Raw genomic sequence first — 16443 nt, 5'->3', positions numbered from 1 at the left:
ACCCGGCGCGACCTGCGCCGCGGGGGCGGGATCCCTGCAGGAGTCCGTCATGAGAACCCGCGCCGCCATCCTGAAGGCCTCGCCCGCCACCGCCCCCTTCGCCGAGAGCCGGCCACTGGTGATCGAGGAGGTCGAGCTGGACCCGCCGGGCCCCGAGGAGCTGCTGATCCGGATCGGCGCCGCGGGGCTGTGCCATTCCGACCTGTCGGTGATCAACGGCAACCGGCCGCGCCCGGTGCCGATGGTGCTGGGGCACGAGGCGGCGGGCGAGGTCGTCGAGGTCGGATCGGCGATCCGCGACATCGCGCCGGGCGATCGGGTGGTGATGACCTTCCAGCCCAGCTGCGGCACCTGCCTGCCCTGCGCCGAGGGGCGGGCGGCGCTGTGCATCCCCGGGGCGGCCGCGAATGGCCGCGGCGTGCTGATGTCCGGCGAGATCCGGCTGCACGACTGCCATGACCACCACGAGATCCACCATCACTGCGGCGTCTCGGGCTATGCCGAGCATGCCGTGGTGTCGCGCCATTCGGTGGTGAAGGTGGACGCGCCCGACATTCCCTTCGCCGAGCTGGCGCTGTTTGGCTGCGCGGTGCAGACCGGGGTCGGGGCGATCCTGAACACCTGCCGCGTCCAGCCGGGCCAGAGCGTGGCGATCGTCGGTCTTGGCGGCGTGGGGCTCGCGGCGCTACTGGGGGCGGTCGCGGCCGGCGCGACCGAGATCGTGGCGATCGACCTGTCCGACGACAAGCTGGCGGTGGCGCGCGATCTCGGCGCGACGCGGACCTGGAACGCCGCCGATCCAGAGGCCGCGGCGCAGATCCGCGCGGCGACGGGCGGCGGCGTCGATCACGCGGTCGAGCTGGCGGGCGCCGCCCCGGCCTTCCACCTCGCCTACCAGATCACCCGGCGCGGCGGGCAGACGGTCACTGCGGGCCTGGCCGCACCCACCGCGGAATTCCGCATCCCGGCGGTGAACATCGTCGCCGACGAGCGCACGGTGAAGGGCAGCTACATGGGGTCGTGCGTGCCGCAGCGCGACATACCGCGCTTCATCCGCATGTACCGCGCGGGCCAGCTGCCGGTGAACCGGCTGCTGACCGGGACGCTGACGCTCGACCGGATCAACGAGGGGTTCGACCTGCTGGACCGCGGCGAGGCGATCCGGCAGGTGGTGCTGTTCGACTGATGCGCCCGACGCTGATCCGTGCCGACGACATCGTCGAGACGGTGCGCGCGACGTTGCAGTACATCGCCGTCTACCACGCGCCGGACTATCTTTCGCACCTGATCGCCGCCCATGGCCGCGAACGCAGCCCGGCCGCGCGCGACGCGATCGGGCAGATCCTGGAAAGCGCGCGGCTGGCCGCGCTGGGGCAGCGGCCGGTCTGCCAGGACACCGGCATGGTCACCGTCTTCGCGACGCTCGGCCAGTCGGTGGTGATCGAGGGCGACCGCAGCCTGGCCGAGCTGGTCGACGAGGGCGTCCGACAGGCCTATCGCGATGCCGGCAACCCGCTGCGCGCCTCGATGGTCGCCGATCCGCTGTTCGCGCGGCGCAACACCCGTGACAACACGCCCGCGGTCACCCATGTCGCGCTGGTGCCCGGCCGGGCGCTGACGCTTGCGATCGCGGCCAAGGGCGGCGGGTCCGAGAACAAGGCCCGGTTCACCACGCTGAACCCGGCCGCCTCGGTCGCGGACTGGGTGGTCGCGACGGTCGAGGGCCTCGGGGCCGGATGGTGCCCGCCCGGGGTGATCTCGGTCGGCGTCGGCGGCAGTGCCGAGAAGGCGATGCTGATCGCCAAGGCCGCGCTGATGGAGGACATCGACATGTCCGACCTGCTGGCGCGCGGCCCGCAGAGCCGCGCCGAGGAGTGGCGCATCGACCTATACCGCCGCATCAACGCGCTGGGGATCGGGGCGCAGGGGCTGGGCGGGCTGACCACGGTGGTCGACGTGAAGCTTGCCACCTATCCGACCCATGCGGCCTCGCTTCCGGTCGCGCTCGTGCCGCAATGCGCGGCCAACCGGCACGCGAAGGTGACGCTGACGGGCGAGGGGCCGGTCTATCTCGATCCGCCCGACATCTCGCGGATCCCGCGCATCGCCGCCGCGGCGGCGGGGGACGCGCCGCGCCGCGTCGATCTTGATCGGCTGACCCGCGCGGAGATGGCGCAGTGGCAGCCCGGCGAGCGGCTGCTGCTGTCGGGGCACATCCTCACCGCGCGCGACGCGGCGCACCGGCGCATGGCCGAGATGCTGGCCCGGGGCGAGGCGCTGCCGGTCTCGCTGAAGGACCGTGTCGTCTACTATGTCGGGCCGGTCGATCCGGTCGGGGACGAGGTGGTGGGCCCCGCCGGCCCGACCACGTCGTCGCGGATGGACGGCTATACGCAAATGGTGCTCGACCAGGGGCTGCTGTCGATGATCGGCAAGGCCGAGCGCGGTGCGGACACGGTGGAGCGCATCGCCGCGGCCGGGGCCACCTACCTGATCGCGGTCGGCGGCGCGGCCGTTCTGGTGGCGCGCGCGATCCGCGCCTCGCGCCCGGTCGCGTTCGAGGATCTCGGCATGGAGGCGGTGCGCGAATTCCGCGTCGAGGACATGCCGGTGACCGTCGCCGTCGATGCCCGGGGCGGGTCCATCCACCGGCTGGGCCCGGCGCGATGGCGCGGCCTCGCGACGGCGGTCGACGCCCCGGTGGGCCGCGCCGGGCCGTGACGGACGGTGGGGGCGTGACGGCTGCGCCGTCCCACGGCCAGGGCCAAGGATGTCGCCGACAGGGCGGTCGCGGGGCGCCGGCCCGGCTGCAGGCCGGTTCGGGGATCCACGAGCCGTGTGCTCGGAAGCGGTGCGGCTTGATTGTCACCCATGAGCAAAGCGAAAGTGTCACTCTCCCTTTCCCGGTTGGGATCGAGGGAGGGCGATCATGGGATGGATTGTGATGAGCGAGCGCGAGTTGCGGCGGATCGAGATCCTTGTCGAGGTCGAGCATGGACGGTTGAGCGTGGATGCAGGCGCCGGCATTCTCGCGGTCAGTCGTCGGCAGATGTTCCGATTGCATCAGCGGTATCGGCAGCTCGGCGCCTGTGCTGTTCGTCACCGGTCCCGCGGCCGCGCGGCGAGCAATCGCATTCATGACGCGCGGCGCGACTATGCGCTGACCCTCGTCCAGGACAGCTATGCGGATTTCGGGCCGACGCTCGCGGCCGAGAAGCTGGCCGAGGATCATGGCCTGACTGTCTCGCGCGAGACCTTGCGCAAATGGATGATCGCGGCGGGCCTTTGGGTTTCGCGCAAGCATCGTCACAGCCTGCATCAGCCGCGTCTGCGCCGGGCCTGTATCGGCGAGTTGATCCAGATCGACGGTTCCGAACATCGGTGGTTCGAAGATCGCGCCGCTCCCTGCACGCTTCTGGTCTTCATCGACGATGCGACGAGCCGGTTGATGCATCTCGAGTTCGTGCCCTCGGAAAGCACCTTCAGCTATTTCGGGTCGCTCGAGCGCTATCTGGCCGCTCACGGCCGCCCTGTGGCCTTCTACTCAGACAAGCACACGGTGTTCCGGGTCTCCAAACCCAACATGCATTCCAATGGGATGACCCAGTTCGGGCGGGCACTGGCCGAACTGAACATCGAGATCCTCTGCGCCAATTCCAGCCAGGCCAAGGGCCGGGTCGAACGCGCCAACCGCACGCTGCAGGATCGGCTGGTGAAGGAGCTCAGGCTTGCCGGGATCTCGGACAGGACTGCGGCCAATGCGTCCCTGCCCGGGTTCATCGCGCGTCACAACGCCCGCTTCGCCCAGGCGCCTGTGCAGAGCACAAACCTTCATCGGCCGCTGAACCTCGCCCCGGATGCGCTGCGCGAAGTGCTGTGCCTGCGCGACCAGCGCCTGCTCGCGAAGACCCTGACGATCACTTACGATCGCAAGAAGCTTCTCCTCGAGGACAACGACCTGGCCCGCGCCGCGGCCGGGACCTATGTCGATCTCTACGAATTTGCGGACGGACGGCTGCAGGTGCGTCACAAGGGCACGGCCCTTCCCTTCCGCCTTTTCGACCCGCACCCGCAGCGTGTCACCCATGCCGCGATCACCGAGAACAAGCGGCTCGCGGAGGTGCTGACCTATATCAAGACCGAGCAGGACAAGGTCGTCCGCGATGTGCGTGTGCCGCCGTCGAGCGCGAAGAACGGATACAAGAAGACCGGTCGCACCAGCCTCGACCGGACACCGACGCGCCGTCGCAAACTCACCGGAACCCCTGCCGCCGCGGCTGGACAGACCTGCGATTGGTGGAGATCTCCGGCCTGCCCAGCCGCTCCCGACATCGCTCCGGTGACAGTTTCGCTTTGCAGCTACGCTGACGTTTCAGCTTTGCGTTGTGGTTTCACGCTGAAGGGCGACTTGGTCGCTGGCGAGGTTAGGGCAGGGCGGTGTCACCTTCCATGAGTTTGTCGCGGAAGACCTCGGCGGGTGTTCGATAGCCGAGGCACTTTCTCGGCGTCGCGTTCAGCTGTTGACAGATCGCGTTGACCTGCCGGGTAGTGAGCGTCTTCGGATCGACCTCGCGCGGCAGCCAGCGGCGGACCCGGCCGTTGGTGTTCTCGACAGTGCCTTTCTGCCAGGGCGCCTGCGGGTCACAGAACCAGGTCTCGACGCCAAGGCCGGCCTGCAGATAGGGCCAGGCCAAGAACTCCAGCCCCCGGTCGAAGGTGATCGAGCGGCGGGCATGGGCCGGCAGCGGCGAGAGGCTGCCGATCAGCCCGTCCATCACCGGGCGCGAGCGGCGATCGGCATTCTTCATCAGCACGGTGAACCGGCTGACGCGCTCGACCAGCGAGGTCAGGTTGGTGCCGCCGAACTCTTTGCGGAACTGGATCAGATCGCATTCCCATGATCCGAAGACAGTCCGAGCCGCCACGTCGGCCGGGCGGTGCCGGATCGAGATTTCGTCAGCAAACCTCGCGTGTTGCGGCTTGCGCCGACCGCGGCCGCGGCGCTTGCGGCGATGGTCGGGGAGGTGGCGCCAGAGATCGATCGAATGACCATCCTTTGAATAGACATATTGATAGATCGTCTCATGGCTGACGCTGGTTGTGGCGCGCTCCACCTTCAGCCGCCCCGAGATCTGTTCGGGTGTCCAGCCCGCATGCAACCGGTCCACGACCGCGGTGCGCAGCGCGGGATCGCGGATCAGCTTGCGCTGATTGGCACGCTGGGCCTCGGCCATCGCCTGCGCATTGGCAGCGTAATAGCCGGAGATGTGGCGCAACTCGGCATCATGGAAATGGTTGCGCCGCAGCTCGCGGAAGATCGTCGAGCGGTGACGGCCAAGCCGCGCTGCGATCTCGGTCGCAGGCACCTTTGCCTCACGCCAGCGCGCGATCTTGCGCCGCTCGTCGAGGCCGATATGCAGGTAAGGGGCTGGCATGCGAACTCCTCCTTTGTGCAAGACATTGATCTTACGACAAAGTCGCAGTTCCAACTTGAATCCACCCTTGTCACCCCGCGGCCCCGGATAACTCGCATTATGTATTTGCCGTCATCGGCGGTCCGGGGCGTCAGGTGCCGACGGAGGCGTACTGGCGCGCCAGGTGGGCGGCGATCAGCGTGCAGCCTTCGAGGAAGTCGTCGATCTCCATCGCCTCGTCCGGATTGTGGCTGCCGTTGGCGTTGCGGATGAACAGCATCGCCATCGGGACCCCGGCTGCGGCGAAGGCGGCGGCGTCGTGCGAGGCGGGCGAGCCCATCGTCATCAGCTCCTGCCCCAGCCAGCCGGCTGCCGCCTGCAGCTGCGCGCGGATCTCCGGGCTTGCATGGCCGACCGGCGCCGACTTGCGCGGGCCAAGCTCGATGCGGACCTGGCGTTCGGCCTCGATCTGGCTGCACTGCGCGAGAAAGAAGGCCTCGGCCTGCGCGAGGATCTCCTCGTCATAGGCCCGCAGGTCGATCGAGAAGTGGAACAGCCCCGGCACCGAGGTGAGGCCGTGGATCCTGTCGTCGGTATGGAAACGGCCGAAGGTGATCGCGATCGGCGTGCCCGCCGCCTCGTGCTCGGCCCAGAAGCGGTCCATCCGCGCCGCCAGTTCTGCCCCGGCCATCGCGGCGTCGCGGCGGAAGCGGCGCGGCGTGCCGACATGGCCCTGCTCGCCGATGATGCGCACGTCGGGGTAGCGGAAATTGCCCGGCACCGCGGTGCAGGAGGCCATCGCCCGGCCGAGCTTCACCAGCGACGGCGCCTGTTCGATATGCAGCTCGATGAAGGCCGCGAGCGTGGCGGGATCAAGGGCGCGCGCCCCGCCGCGCAGGGCCGCGACGTCGCAGCCGCAGTCGGCCATGTGCTCGCCCAGCGTGCGCCCGGTGTCGATCCGCCGCGCGGTGTCGTAGGTTTCGGCCGGCAGCGTCGCGAGGGCCGCGCGCGAGCCGATGTAGGAGGTCTGGAACCACACGCTTTCTTCGGCGCGGATGCCCATCGCGCAGATGTCGAGCCGCGGCACCAGCCCCAGCGCGCGCAGCGCGCGGATGCAGACGAGCCCCGCGAGCGCCCCGGCCGCGCCGTCGAAATTGCCGCCAGAGGGCACGCTGTCGAGATGCGAGCCCAGAAGCACCGTCTGCCCCGGTCCGGCCGCGCGCCATCTGGCATAGGTGTTGCCGGCGGCATCGACCGTGACGTCGAGCCCGCTGTCGCGCGCCGCGGCGCGCATCACCGCGTGCCCATGGTTCTCGCCGCGGCCATAGGTGTCGCGGGTGATGCCGCCGGCGGGGTCGGTGCTGTCGGCGGCCAGATCGGCGAAGAAGCCGGTGGCGAAGTCGCGCTGGGCCAGGATGGCGTCACGGATCTGGGCGGGCGTGATTTGGGCTTTGGATGCCATGGATCCAACTTTCGCATCGGACTGGAACAGGGGGACTGCGGACGGGTGAGAGAGGGTCATCGGCAGGCCAGCCTCCGCGCGGCGAGCCTGGCAAGCAGGTCCTGGCGCCCCTGCATCCGCGCGGGGTCCGAGATCCGCTCGGCGCTGCGCTGCGTCCAGGGCGCGACGGGTCGCCCCTGCTCCCGGTCGAACCCCGCGAGCCGCTGGTCGTAGGTGCGGATCTGGTCGGCAAGGTCATCGGTCCGGTAGCGCCCGAGGTGCAGGACCGCGGCGGTCGGCAGCCGCGGCTTGACCGCGGCCGGTCGCGCCGGGTCGGGATAGCCGAGCGTCATGCCGAAGACCGGCACCACCCGCCGCGGCAGGCCCAGCAGCGCGCCGACCGTGTCGATGTCGTTGCGCATCCCGCCGATGCAGCAGGTGCCAAGCCCCATCGCCTCGGCCGCCGTCGCAAGGTTCTGCGCCGCGAGCGAGGCATCGATCGCGGCCATCAGGAACATCTCGAGATAGGCGAGGCTGTCGGTGGGCATGCCGGCATCGTCGGCGAGGGTTTCGACGCGGGACAAGTCGGCAAGGAAGCACAGGAGCACCGGCGCCTCGTCGACATGGCGCTGCTGGCCGCTGACCGCGTTCAGCGCGGCCTTGGGCCCGGGATCGGTCACCGCGACCACGCTCCAGCATTGCAGGTTGGAGGAGCTTGGCGCGGATTGCGCCGCCAGCGCCAGCGCCTGCAGGGTCCCGGGCGGCACCGGGCGGTCGGCATAGGCGCGGCACGAGCTGCGGCCCAGCAGCCCGCGCAGCACCTCGTTCATCGCGACATCGGGCGCGGGTGTATCGGTCGCCCGGCTTTCGAACAGCTGTTTCATCTTCCCCATCTCTCCCGCCGGGCCATTCCCGTCACCGACGGCGGATGCCCGAACCAGAATGCCCTCGATCGGGCCTTGTCCAGATGCGATCCCGCACCCCGGCCCCGCGGCGTCAGCCCGGACCGCCCGTCGCCCCGGCGCCGCCCGGGTCTGTCACCGGAGAGCCGGCGAGGGGCGGGACGGGTCCGACCGCCGCGGCATCCCCGTCGGTCCGCATCCGGGCCGGGCCCTTGGTGTGGCAGGCGACCGCGATCCCCGCGCCGAGGGGCCGCGGCGCCGTGCGGATCCCGTCGGTGATCCGGGCCGAAGCATCGGGGTCGGTCACAGGAGCGGCGCGCATGGTCACGGTCCCGGGGCGCGATCCGGGCGCCGAAATGACCCTTCCCTTCCCGCCCCCTCAGCGCGCCAGGGTCGATGACCACTGCCCCGGGGCGCGCCGAAGGTCGTCGCGACAGGGATCGCTGACAGCGCCGCGGACCGCTGGGCGGCGATCCGGCCGGACACGGGGCCCGCGTCGCCCGCGGCGCGTTCGGTCGCGGTGACGATCGTGCCGCGGGGGGTGACGGTGTCGAACTGCATGGCCCGCGCTCCCCGGATCAGCCGATGACGGTCCAGCTGTCGCGGTGCTCCTCGGTCGGGAAGCGGCGCGACAGGCCGAGCAGGTTGATCCGGTCGATGCTGGCTTCGAACAGCGCGCGCTGGACCGGGACGCTGTCGGGTTCGAGCGCGACGCGCCGCAGCGCGCCGGCGCGTTCGCCCCAGGCCTCGTGCAGGGCGCGCAGGTCGGCGACGGCGCAGGCCCGCGCGATGTCCACCCGCAGGTCGCAGGTGTCGATCCCGTGCTCGCCCGTCACCCGCAGCGCGGCAGAGCGCAGCGGTCCGAGGATCTCGCCGCCCGCGTCGCGCCCGGCCTCGAGCGCGCGCATCAGCCGCTCGGCCAGCGGCAGGTCGGGTGCGTCCTGGAACGCCCCGGCCATGTGCTCGGTCACCTCGGCATTCGCGAGGATGTTGCCCAGCGCGAGGCAGTTGCGCCCGGCGGCATGGGTATAGATCGAATACATCCGCCGCCCGTGATAGACGCCGACCCGCCCCTGCGCGTCGATCGCCCCGAGCTGGCGCCAGTCGATCGTTCCGCTCGAGGCGACGACGTCGCTGACCGCATCCGCGGCCGACTGGCCCGCCTCGATCAGGCGGATGCCAAGGTCGCCCAGCCGGCTGTCGGTGCGGTGCTGCGACAGGAACGCGCCGCGGCCATGGCTCAGCCGCACGCAGCGCGAGCCGACGGCGAGGTCCGAGGTGGTGATCGCGGCACCGAAGGCGCCGGTCCGGTCGCAGCGCGCGATGATGGAGAAGGTCATGGGTCCTCCCGCGGGGTCAGGAGCGTTTCAGGGCGAAGGCGGCGGTCAGCAGCAGCGTGATCGCGACGAGGACGGTGGCCACGACCGCGATCACCGGGTCGATGCTTTCCTGGATGCCTTCCCAGATCTTCTTCGGCAGCGTCTCGACGTTGCGCATGGTCAGGAACAGCACGCCCACGATCTCGTCGAAGCTGACGATGAAGGCGAAGATGCCGCCGGTGATCATGCCCGGCCGCGCCGCGGGCAGCACCACCGCCCAGACCGTCTGCCAGACCGAGGCGCCGAGGCTGCGCGCCGCCTGCGGGATGCGGCGGTCGAAATTGGCCAGCGCCGCGAAGACCGAGATCGTCACGTAGGGCAGACCCAGCAGCGTGTGGGCCAGGATCACGCCGAACGAGGTGTCGATCAGGTCGAGCTGCACCCAGAAGCGGTAGAAGCCCAGCGACTGCACGACCGGCGGCACGAGGATCGGCGTGATCAGCACCCAGCGCGCGACCAGCGCCGCGCGGTCCGACAGGAACCAGCAGCCGATCGCGAAGGCGGTGCCAAGCGCGGTCGCCGCCAGCGCCACCACCGCGCCGATCCAGATGCTGGTCCAGGCCGAGGCAAGCCACTCGGGCGAGCTGAAGAAGGTTTCGTAATGGCGCAGCGAGAAATGGTCGCGCGGCAGGCCGATGAAGCTCGTGTCGGTGAAGGACACCGGGATCACCACGAGGATCGGCAGCACCAGGAAGGCAAGCACCGCCCAGGCGCCGGTCGAGAACAGGATGCGGAACGGAGAGGCGGTCATCAGCGACGCTCCAGGAAGGTCGAGCGAAGGTTGACGAAGCGCGCGGCGACCGCGATCACCGCGGCCGTGGCCAGCAGCAGCACGACCGACAGCGCCGAGCCGAGGCCCCAGTTCAGGAATTCCTGGATCTGGTAGGTGATGTATTCCGAGATCATCATCACCCGCCCGCCGCCCAGCAGCGCCGGCGTGACGTAGAAGCCCAGCGACAGCACGAAGACCAGCAGCGCCGCCGACATCACGCCCGGCAGCGTCTGCGGAAAGTAGACATGGCGGAAAGCGTACCATTCGCCGGCGCCAAGGCCGCGGGCGGCCTGCGTGTAGGTCGCCGGGATCCCGCGCATGTTGGTCAGCATCGGCAGCACGGCGAAGGGCAGCATGACGTGGATCATCGCGATCAGGACCCCGGTCTCGTTGTGCATCAGCGGCAGGGGCCGCGTGATCAGGCCCGCGTCGCGCAGCGCGCCGTTGACGATGCCCGACCGGCCCAGCAGCACGATCCACGCGAACGACCGCACCAGGACCGAGATCCAGAACGGCAGCAGCACCAGCGCCAGCATCAGCGGCTGAAGTCGGCGGGCGAAGTTGCTGATCGCATAGGCCACGACATAGCCCAGCACCAGGCAACCCAGCGTGGTGATGCCCGCGATCTTGAAGGTCAGCCAGAAGCTGGTGCGGATCGCCGGCGAGCCGGACATCTGCACGAAGTTGCCAAGGCCGGTCTCCGGCTCGGTCACCGCGATCTGCCAGATGCCCAGCACCGGGAAGATGTAGAAGACGATCATGATCGCCAGGGCGGGCAGCACCAGCATCCAGTAGCGGACCCGGTCGGTGAGGCGCGGCATGGGAACTCCCCCGGTCGAGACGGGCGGAAGGCTGGCCCTCCGCCCCGGCGATCAGACGATCAGTTGATCAGCGCGTTGATGTAGGCTTCTTCCGCCGACACCTGGTTCTTGGCGTACCACTCGTCGTTGTAGATCACCTGCACGGCAAGGTTCTCGGGCGACGAGGGGTTGTAGGCCGCCAGCTCGGCCGGGACCATCGACGCCGCCTCGGGGTTGATCGGCGCGTTGCCCATCGCCTTGAACCATTCGACCTGCAGCTGCGGGTCCTGGCAATGCGCGATGAACTTCATCACGGCCTCGGTGCCGGCGGGGTTGTCCTTCGGCACCACCCAGATCCCGGGCTGCACCACGCCGCCCTCGAAGGTGGTCGCGAAGGTGCCCTCTTCCATGCTGTCCTTCAGCAGGAAGGCGCGGGTCGAATAGATGTTGCCCATCGCCACCTCGCCCTGCAGGAACAGGTTCTCGCTGTCCGCGCCCGAGCCCCAGACGATGATGTCGTCGCGGATCGAGCGGAACTTCTCGAGCGCGGCCTTGATCCCGTCCTCGTCGAGGAAGTCATAGACCTCCTCGCGCTTGATGCCCATGGCGAGGGCGGCGCATTCAAGCTGGCCGCGGACCGACTTGCGGAAGGTGCGCATGCCGGGGAAGTCCTTGACGTTCCAGACGTCTTCCCAGGTCTTCGGCACGTTGCCGTCCAGCATCTGCGGATTGTAGCAAAGCACGTAGGAGAAGACGTAGTTGCCCACGCCGAACGGCAGGTCGGTGCCCTTCAGCACCTTGGTGCGGTCGACGATCGAATAGTCGATCGGCTGGATGACGCCGGCCTCGTTCATCACCATGGCCGAGCCCGCGCCGCTGTCGCACAGGTCCCAGACCACGGCGCCGCTTTCGACCATCGCGCGCACCTTGCCCGGCGAGGGGCCGCCGCCGTCGACCGAGACCTTGATCCCCGTCAGCTCGGTGTAGGTCTTGCCCAGCACCTCGTCGACGACGACCGACCCCTGGCCGCCCCAGTTCGCGACCACGATCTCGCTTGCCTGCGCCATCGCGCCCCGGCTCAGCGCGGGCAGCACGCCCAGCGCGGTCATCGCGGTGACGAAGCCGCGGCGGGTCAGCCGACCCTGCTTGAAACGCTCGGCGGCGATCTCGGCGAGGTCGCGCTTGAAGTCGGTATCGCTCATCTCAGTCTCCGTGTTGGGGTGCGACGGGGATCTTGCGCCCCCGCTTGCAGGCGGTTTCGTCGGAAAAGCCCGTCAGCCGGCGGCCAGCAGGACGCCCGCCTCGGGCGACCAGCCAAAGCTGACCTCGGTGCCGGGGTGCGGCTCGACGGCGGATTGCCAGGTCGGCTGCGAGATCAGCATCTGGCCCAGCACCGGGTGCGCGACCATCACCTGGCAGCGCTCGCCCAGATAGCTGACCTGGCGGATCGTGCCCTGCATCGCCTCGACGCCGGGCGCGGCCAGGCGGATGCGTTCGGGGCGCAGCGCGACGCTGCCGGCCCCGCGGATCGGCGCGTCGGCGCCGGCGGCGACCGTGAACACCGCCCCGCCCGCGCGGCAGGCGATGCACGGCCCGTCGCGGCCCAGAAGCTCGACCTCGATGAAGTTCGACTTGCCCAGGAAGTCGGCGACGAAACGGGTGCGGGGGCGGTTGTACAGCTCGTCCGGGGTGCCCTGCTGCTGGATGCGCCCGTCCTTGAGGATCACGATCCGGTCGGACATCGACAGCGCTTCGTCCTGGTCGTGGGTGACATAGATGAAGGTCACCCCCAGCCGTTCGTGCAGCGCCTTCAGTTCCCACTGCAGGTCGGCGCGCAGCTTCTTGTCCAGCGCCGAGAGCGGCTCGTCCAGCAGCAGGATCTGCGGCGAGAACGACAGCGCGCGCGCCAGCGCCACGCGCTGCTGCTGGCCGCCGGACAGCTGCGTCGTCATCCGGTCGGCGAAGGCCTGCATCTGCACCAGCCCGAGGCATTCCTCGACCCGCGCCGCGATCTCGGCGGCGGGGCGCTTGCGCACCTTCAGCGGGAAGGCGACGTTCTGGCGCACGGTCATTGTCGGGAACAGCGCATAGCCCTGGAACACCATGCCGAAGCCGCGATGTTCGGGCGGCTCGTGGGTGATGTCGCGGCTGCGCAGGCGGATCGTGCCGCGCGTCAGCGGCGAGAAGCCGGCGATCGCGGTCAGCAGCGTGGTCTTCCCCGACCCGGACGGGCCGAGCAGCGTCAGGAATTCGCCCTCGCGCACGTCGAGATCGACCTGGTCGAGCGCCGTCACCGGACCGTAGGCCTTGACGGAATTGCGGATCGAAAGGATCGGTTCGCTCATGCGCTCGGGGTCCCTGACTTGTCGCGCACAGGTTGCTGGCGCTGGGTCTTTCCCTAGGTTGACCACGCCCGATCCCATTCAGGAAATAAAGAATCCGGCCGGTGGAATAATCCAGGGTTATTCGCTGCGCTGCCGGGTGCGGCTCAGGCCGGGGGCGTCGCGCCCTGCACGAATTCGCTGAAGAATTGCTGGAAGCGGATCGCGATGTTGGCGGTCGGGAACAGGTTCGAGGTGACGGCATGGACTGTCACCGGCAGGCGCGGATGCGTCGGGCGAATGGCGATCTCGGGCCGGTGGCGGCCGAGCACGGCGAAGCTGTCGACGAGCGCGACCCCGAGCCCGCTGGCCGCCATCTCGAGCGCGGTCGAGGTGTGGCGGACCTCGCAGAAGAAGCGCCGCTCGATCCCGGCTTCGACGAAGACGGCATCGACCATCTGCCCGAGAGGCGTGTGCGCGGCATAGGAGATGTGCTGGACATGGTTGAGATCGACGACCCGCACCTGCTGCGACAGCGCCAGCTCGTGCCCGGCGGGGCAGACGCAGACCATCTGCCCCTCGGCCATCGGCCGGGTCGACAGGCCGGTGTGGCGCGGGCGGGTGATCGACAGGCCGATGTCCGAGCGTCCGCTGACCAGCCGCTCGACGATCTCGTCGACGCTGCCCAGCTCGACCGACAGCTGCAGCCGCGGCCGCGGCTTCATGAATTCGGCCAGCACCTGCGGCAGGATCCCGTAGCCGATCGAGGGCGTCGCCACGATGTTCAGCCGGCCGATCGTGCCGCCTTTGAGGCCCATGATGATCTTGTCCACGCGCTTTTGCTGCATGAACAGGTGCTGCGCCTCCTGGGCGATGTGCAGCGCCTCCGGCGTGGGTTCAAGCCGGCCGCGTTCGCGCACGAACAGCGACAGGCCGATCTGGTCCTCCATGTGGCGGATCATGTTGCTGACCGCCGGCTGGCTGACCGACAGCACCTCGGCCGCGCCGGAGGTCGTGCCGACCTCGATCACCGCGCAAAGCACTTCGAGCTGGCGAGCGCTGATCATCCGTGTCTTCCCGCATCTCGGCCCCGGGGCCGGTGGTCAGCCCGCGAAGGCCGCGCGCGCCTCTGGCAGGTCCCAGATCTTCTGGATCGCCGCGGCGCCGGCGGCGACAATCCCCGCCTCGTCGCCGCCGGTCAACTGCCCGGCCGCGATCCGGCGGTGGCCGTCGACATAGACCTCGTCGATATTCGCGCGGTTGGCCAGCGCCACCAGCGCGCGCAGCGGGTCGTGGAACGGCTGCAGGTGCGGATGGCCCATGTCGACCACCGTCAGGTCGGCCTTCATCCCCACCGCGATCCGCCCCAGATCGGGGCGCGCGATCGCCTCGGCCGCGCGGGCGGTCACCGCGTCCAGCAGCGCGGGCGAGGTCGCGACATCGGCGCGGCCGGCCACCACCTTCGAGATCATGCTGGCCGCGTTCACCTCGCCCAGCAGGTCCATGTTGTAGCCGTCGGTGCCGACCAGCGTGCGCAGGCCGTGGCCCGCGAACCGGCCGAAGGCGGCCGTGGTGCCGGCGCGGGCGAAGACGCGCGGGCAGTTCAGCACCGTCACGTCGCGCGCGGCCATCAGCGCAAGGTCGCTGTCGGAACAGGCGATGCAATGCGCCGCCAGCAGATCGGGGCCGAGTAGGCCCAGCCAGTCGAGGTATTCCGCGGGCGTGCGGCCATCGTAGCGGGCGCGGATCGTGTCGACCTCGCGCTGGCTCTGGGCGAGGTGGGTGGTGATCGGCACGCCAAGCGCGCGCGCGCGGGCCGCGCAGGCGCGCAGCAGGTCGGGGCCGCAGGTGTCGGTGGCATGGGGGCTCATCGCCAGCCGGATCCGGCCGTCGGCATGTCCGTCCCAGCGGGCGTGCAGCCCGTCCCATTCCGCGAGGGCCGCCGCGCCGTCGTCGCCCGCATAGTGCACGACGCCGTCGGCCCCGGCCTGCGCATCGGCGGTCGAGAACAGGTAGGGCGCGCCATAAAAGCGCAGCCCCATCTCGGCGGCGGCGTCGAACATCTCGGTCAGGCCGGCGCGGAACGGCTCCATCACCGTCGTCGCGCCCCCCTTCAGCAGCTGCAGGATCCCCAGCCGCGCCACCGCCATCCGCTCGTCGGGCGACAGGATCTCAAGCCCCGTCTTCGTCAGCGGCAGCAGCACCGTGTAGACGATGCTCTGGTTGTTCTTGCGCCCGTTGCCGTCCTCGGAATGGCTGCGCGCCACCGCCTCGCTGAAGCAGTGGTTGTGCAGGTTCATGAGGCCGGGAAGGATCATCCGCCCGGGCCGGTCCGACACGATGTCCGCCGCGGGCCGGCCGGTGGTGATCGCGGCGATGCGGTCGCCCTCCAGCAGCACCCAGCGGTCCCGCAGGAGGCTGGGGCCGGCTTCGCCGGGGACGACGACGTGGCTGCCGAAGATCGCGGTTGTCTGCATGGGGATGATCCTTTCCGGGTCGCGCTCAGGCGGCCGGTTCGTGGGCTGTGAAATGCGCGGCGATCTCGGCGCCCGTGGCGATCCACAGGTCGTCGCATCCGGCGGCATAGGTCAGGAATTCGCGCAGCAGCCGCAGCCGCATCGGGCGGCCCGAGCATTGCGGGTGCAGCACGGTGGTCACCATCCCGCCCCAGTCGCGGATCTCGTCAAGCTCGTCGCGCCAGATCGACAGCACATGCTCGCGCGGGAAGATCGGCCGCGGGCTGAAGCGCGCCGACAGCCCAAGCATCCAGTCGTCGTAGCTGGCCGTCACGGGCAGTTCGACCGTGCCGCGGCTGCCGTCGGCCAGCCGGTGGCGATAGGGGCGCACGTCGTCGCGGAACGACGAGGTGTAGACCAGCCCGCGGTCGCGCAACAGCACGCGCAGCTCTTCGCAGAATTCGCCCGACGGCGCGCGGTAGCCCTGCGGCACCACGCCGAGCCGCGCCTTCAGCACCTCGAGCCCGCGATCGACCTCTTCGACCAGCCGCGGCGAGCCGGGATCGGGCAGCAGGTGGTGATAGCCGTGGTGGCCGATCTCGTGGCCCGCGCGCAGGATCGCCTCGCACATCGCGGGATGGGCCTCGACCGTCCAGCCGGTGATGAAGAAGGTGGCCTTCATGCCCAGCTGGTCCAGCAGCTCGAGGCACTTGCCGGTGCCGACACGGGCCTCGTAGCCGCCGAAGCTCATGGTCACGAGCTTTTCGTAATGCGCCGGGTCCTTGGCGGTCCAGGCCGATTCCGCGTCCACGTCGAAGGACAGGAACATCGCCGCGCCCCTGGCCCCCGGCCAGGGCAGGACCGGCGCCGGGTCGGCCATGTTCGCGGGCCGGAGCGGCAGGTCGTCGAGGGTTTCGATCTTCGTCATCTTCTGATCCGTTCAGCAGGAAGCGGCCCG

13 protein-coding genes and 1 pseudogene are annotated in these 16443 nt (G+C 69.8%); 3 read left to right on the top strand and 11 right to left on the bottom strand.

From position 1 onward, the window contains the following. Nucleotides 1-49: 49 nt before the first annotated feature. From V8J39_RS17030 to V8J39_RS17020, 3 genes and pseudogenes are all read left to right on the top strand, one after another. Entirely contained in the window at nucleotides 50-1186 is a 1137-nt protein-coding gene (locus V8J39_RS17030; protein WP_336462144.1) for a zinc-dependent alcohol dehydrogenase family protein, read from the top strand. Continuing rightward, nucleotides 1186-2721, top strand: coding sequence for a fumarate hydratase (locus tag V8J39_RS17025; RefSeq protein ID WP_336462143.1), 1536 nt, complete (start codon nucleotides 1186-1188; stop codon nucleotides 2719-2721). Before V8J39_RS17030 ends, V8J39_RS17025 begins: the two co-directional genes overlap by 1 nt. A 208-nt stretch (nucleotides 2722-2929) precedes the next feature. Next, nucleotides 2930-4279: pseudogene (locus V8J39_RS17020) on the top strand (ISNCY family transposase); the annotation flags it as partial. A 145-nt stretch (nucleotides 4280-4424) separates the two neighbouring features. Here the strand turns inward: V8J39_RS17020 and V8J39_RS17015 are convergent. The 11 genes from V8J39_RS17015 to V8J39_RS16965 form a co-directional block, all read right to left on the bottom strand. Then, nucleotides 4425-5435 (bottom strand): IS30 family transposase, encoded by a 1011-nt coding sequence (locus tag V8J39_RS17015; protein ID WP_336462164.1) that lies wholly within the window; start codon nucleotides 5433-5435, stop codon nucleotides 4425-4427. A 130-nt stretch (nucleotides 5436-5565) separates the two neighbouring features. Beyond that, nucleotides 5566-6876 carry a hydantoinase/carbamoylase family amidase gene (locus V8J39_RS17010; RefSeq protein ID WP_336462142.1) on the bottom strand — a complete coding sequence of 437 codons (1311 nt, stop codon included), beginning with the start codon at nucleotides 6874-6876 and terminating at the stop codon, nucleotides 5566-5568. Between the two features lie 56 nt (nucleotides 6877-6932). Further along, nucleotides 6933-7739 carry an NADPH-dependent oxidoreductase gene (locus V8J39_RS17005; RefSeq protein WP_336462141.1) on the bottom strand — a complete coding sequence of 269 codons (807 nt, stop codon included), beginning with the start codon at nucleotides 7737-7739 and terminating at the stop codon, nucleotides 6933-6935. Between the two features lie 596 nt (nucleotides 7740-8335). Continuing rightward, on the bottom strand, nucleotides 8336-9097 hold the full coding sequence (locus V8J39_RS17000; protein WP_336462140.1) for a DUF1028 domain-containing protein: 762 nt from the start codon (nucleotides 9095-9097) through the stop codon (nucleotides 8336-8338). Between the two features lie 16 nt (nucleotides 9098-9113). Further along, on the bottom strand, nucleotides 9114-9887 hold the full coding sequence (locus V8J39_RS16995) for an ABC transporter permease (RefSeq protein ID WP_336462139.1): 774 nt from the start codon (nucleotides 9885-9887) through the stop codon (nucleotides 9114-9116). After that, nucleotides 9887-10729, bottom strand: a complete 843-nt coding sequence (locus V8J39_RS16990) for an ABC transporter permease (protein WP_336462138.1) — start codon at nucleotides 10727-10729, stop codon at nucleotides 9887-9889. The genes V8J39_RS16995 and V8J39_RS16990 overlap by 1 nt, the downstream gene beginning before the upstream one ends. A gap of 59 nt (nucleotides 10730-10788) precedes the next feature. Next, on the bottom strand, nucleotides 10789-11910 hold the full coding sequence (locus tag V8J39_RS16985) for an extracellular solute-binding protein (RefSeq protein WP_336462137.1): 1122 nt from the start codon (nucleotides 11908-11910) through the stop codon (nucleotides 10789-10791). A 72-nt stretch (nucleotides 11911-11982) separates the two neighbouring features. After that, nucleotides 11983-13053 carry an ABC transporter ATP-binding protein gene (locus V8J39_RS16980; protein WP_336462136.1) on the bottom strand — a complete coding sequence of 357 codons (1071 nt, stop codon included), beginning with the start codon at nucleotides 13051-13053 and terminating at the stop codon, nucleotides 11983-11985. A 143-nt stretch (nucleotides 13054-13196) separates the two neighbouring features. Then, nucleotides 13197-14096, bottom strand: coding sequence for a LysR family transcriptional regulator (locus V8J39_RS16975; RefSeq protein WP_336462135.1), 900 nt, complete (start codon nucleotides 14094-14096; stop codon nucleotides 13197-13199). A gap of 36 nt (nucleotides 14097-14132) precedes the next feature. Next, on the bottom strand, nucleotides 14133-15506 hold the full coding sequence (locus tag V8J39_RS16970) for an amidohydrolase family protein (RefSeq protein ID WP_336462134.1): 1374 nt from the start codon (nucleotides 15504-15506) through the stop codon (nucleotides 14133-14135). A gap of 25 nt (nucleotides 15507-15531) precedes the next feature. Then, nucleotides 15532-16413 carry a polysaccharide deacetylase family protein gene (locus V8J39_RS16965; protein WP_336462133.1) on the bottom strand — a complete coding sequence of 294 codons (882 nt, stop codon included), beginning with the start codon at nucleotides 16411-16413 and terminating at the stop codon, nucleotides 15532-15534. Nucleotides 16414-16443: the final 30 nt, after the last annotated feature.

The organism is Frigidibacter sp. MR17.24, from assembly GCF_037095655.1.
GTDB lineage: Bacteria > Pseudomonadota > Alphaproteobacteria > Rhodobacterales > Rhodobacteraceae > Frigidibacter.
The sequence above is the reverse complement of the archived record's forward strand: the minus strand, read 5'-3'. Positions and strand labels throughout refer to the sequence as shown.

Coding starts and splice junctions, on each gene's coding strand:
- V8J39_RS17030 (WP_336462144.1), top strand. CDS start 50: ATGAGAACCCGCGCCGCCATCCTGAAGGCCTCGCCCGCCACCGCCCCC.
- V8J39_RS17025 (WP_336462143.1), top strand. CDS start 1,186: ATGCGCCCGACGCTGATCCGTGCCGACGACATCGTCGAGACGGTGCGC.
- V8J39_RS17015 (WP_336462164.1), bottom strand. CDS start 5,435: ATGCCAGCCCCTTACCTGCATATCGGCCTCGACGAGCGGCGCAAGATC.
- V8J39_RS17010 (WP_336462142.1), bottom strand. CDS start 6,876: ATGGCATCCAAAGCCCAAATCACGCCCGCCCAGATCCGTGACGCCATC.
- V8J39_RS17005 (WP_336462141.1), bottom strand. CDS start 7,739: ATGAAACAGCTGTTCGAAAGCCGGGCGACCGATACACCCGCGCCCGAT.
- V8J39_RS17000 (WP_336462140.1), bottom strand. CDS start 9,097: ATGACCTTCTCCATCATCGCGCGCTGCGACCGGACCGGCGCCTTCGGT.
- V8J39_RS16995 (WP_336462139.1), bottom strand. CDS start 9,887: ATGACCGCCTCTCCGTTCCGCATCCTGTTCTCGACCGGCGCCTGGGCG.
- V8J39_RS16990 (WP_336462138.1), bottom strand. CDS start 10,729: ATGCCGCGCCTCACCGACCGGGTCCGCTACTGGATGCTGGTGCTGCCC.
- V8J39_RS16985 (WP_336462137.1), bottom strand. CDS start 11,910: ATGAGCGATACCGACTTCAAGCGCGACCTCGCCGAGATCGCCGCCGAG.
- V8J39_RS16980 (WP_336462136.1), bottom strand. CDS start 13,053: ATGAGCGAACCGATCCTTTCGATCCGCAATTCCGTCAAGGCCTACGGT.
- V8J39_RS16975 (WP_336462135.1), bottom strand. CDS start 14,096: ATGATCAGCGCTCGCCAGCTCGAAGTGCTTTGCGCGGTGATCGAGGTC.
- V8J39_RS16970 (WP_336462134.1), bottom strand. CDS start 15,506: ATGCAGACAACCGCGATCTTCGGCAGCCACGTCGTCGTCCCCGGCGAA.
- V8J39_RS16965 (WP_336462133.1), bottom strand. CDS start 16,413: ATGACGAAGATCGAAACCCTCGACGACCTGCCGCTCCGGCCCGCGAAC.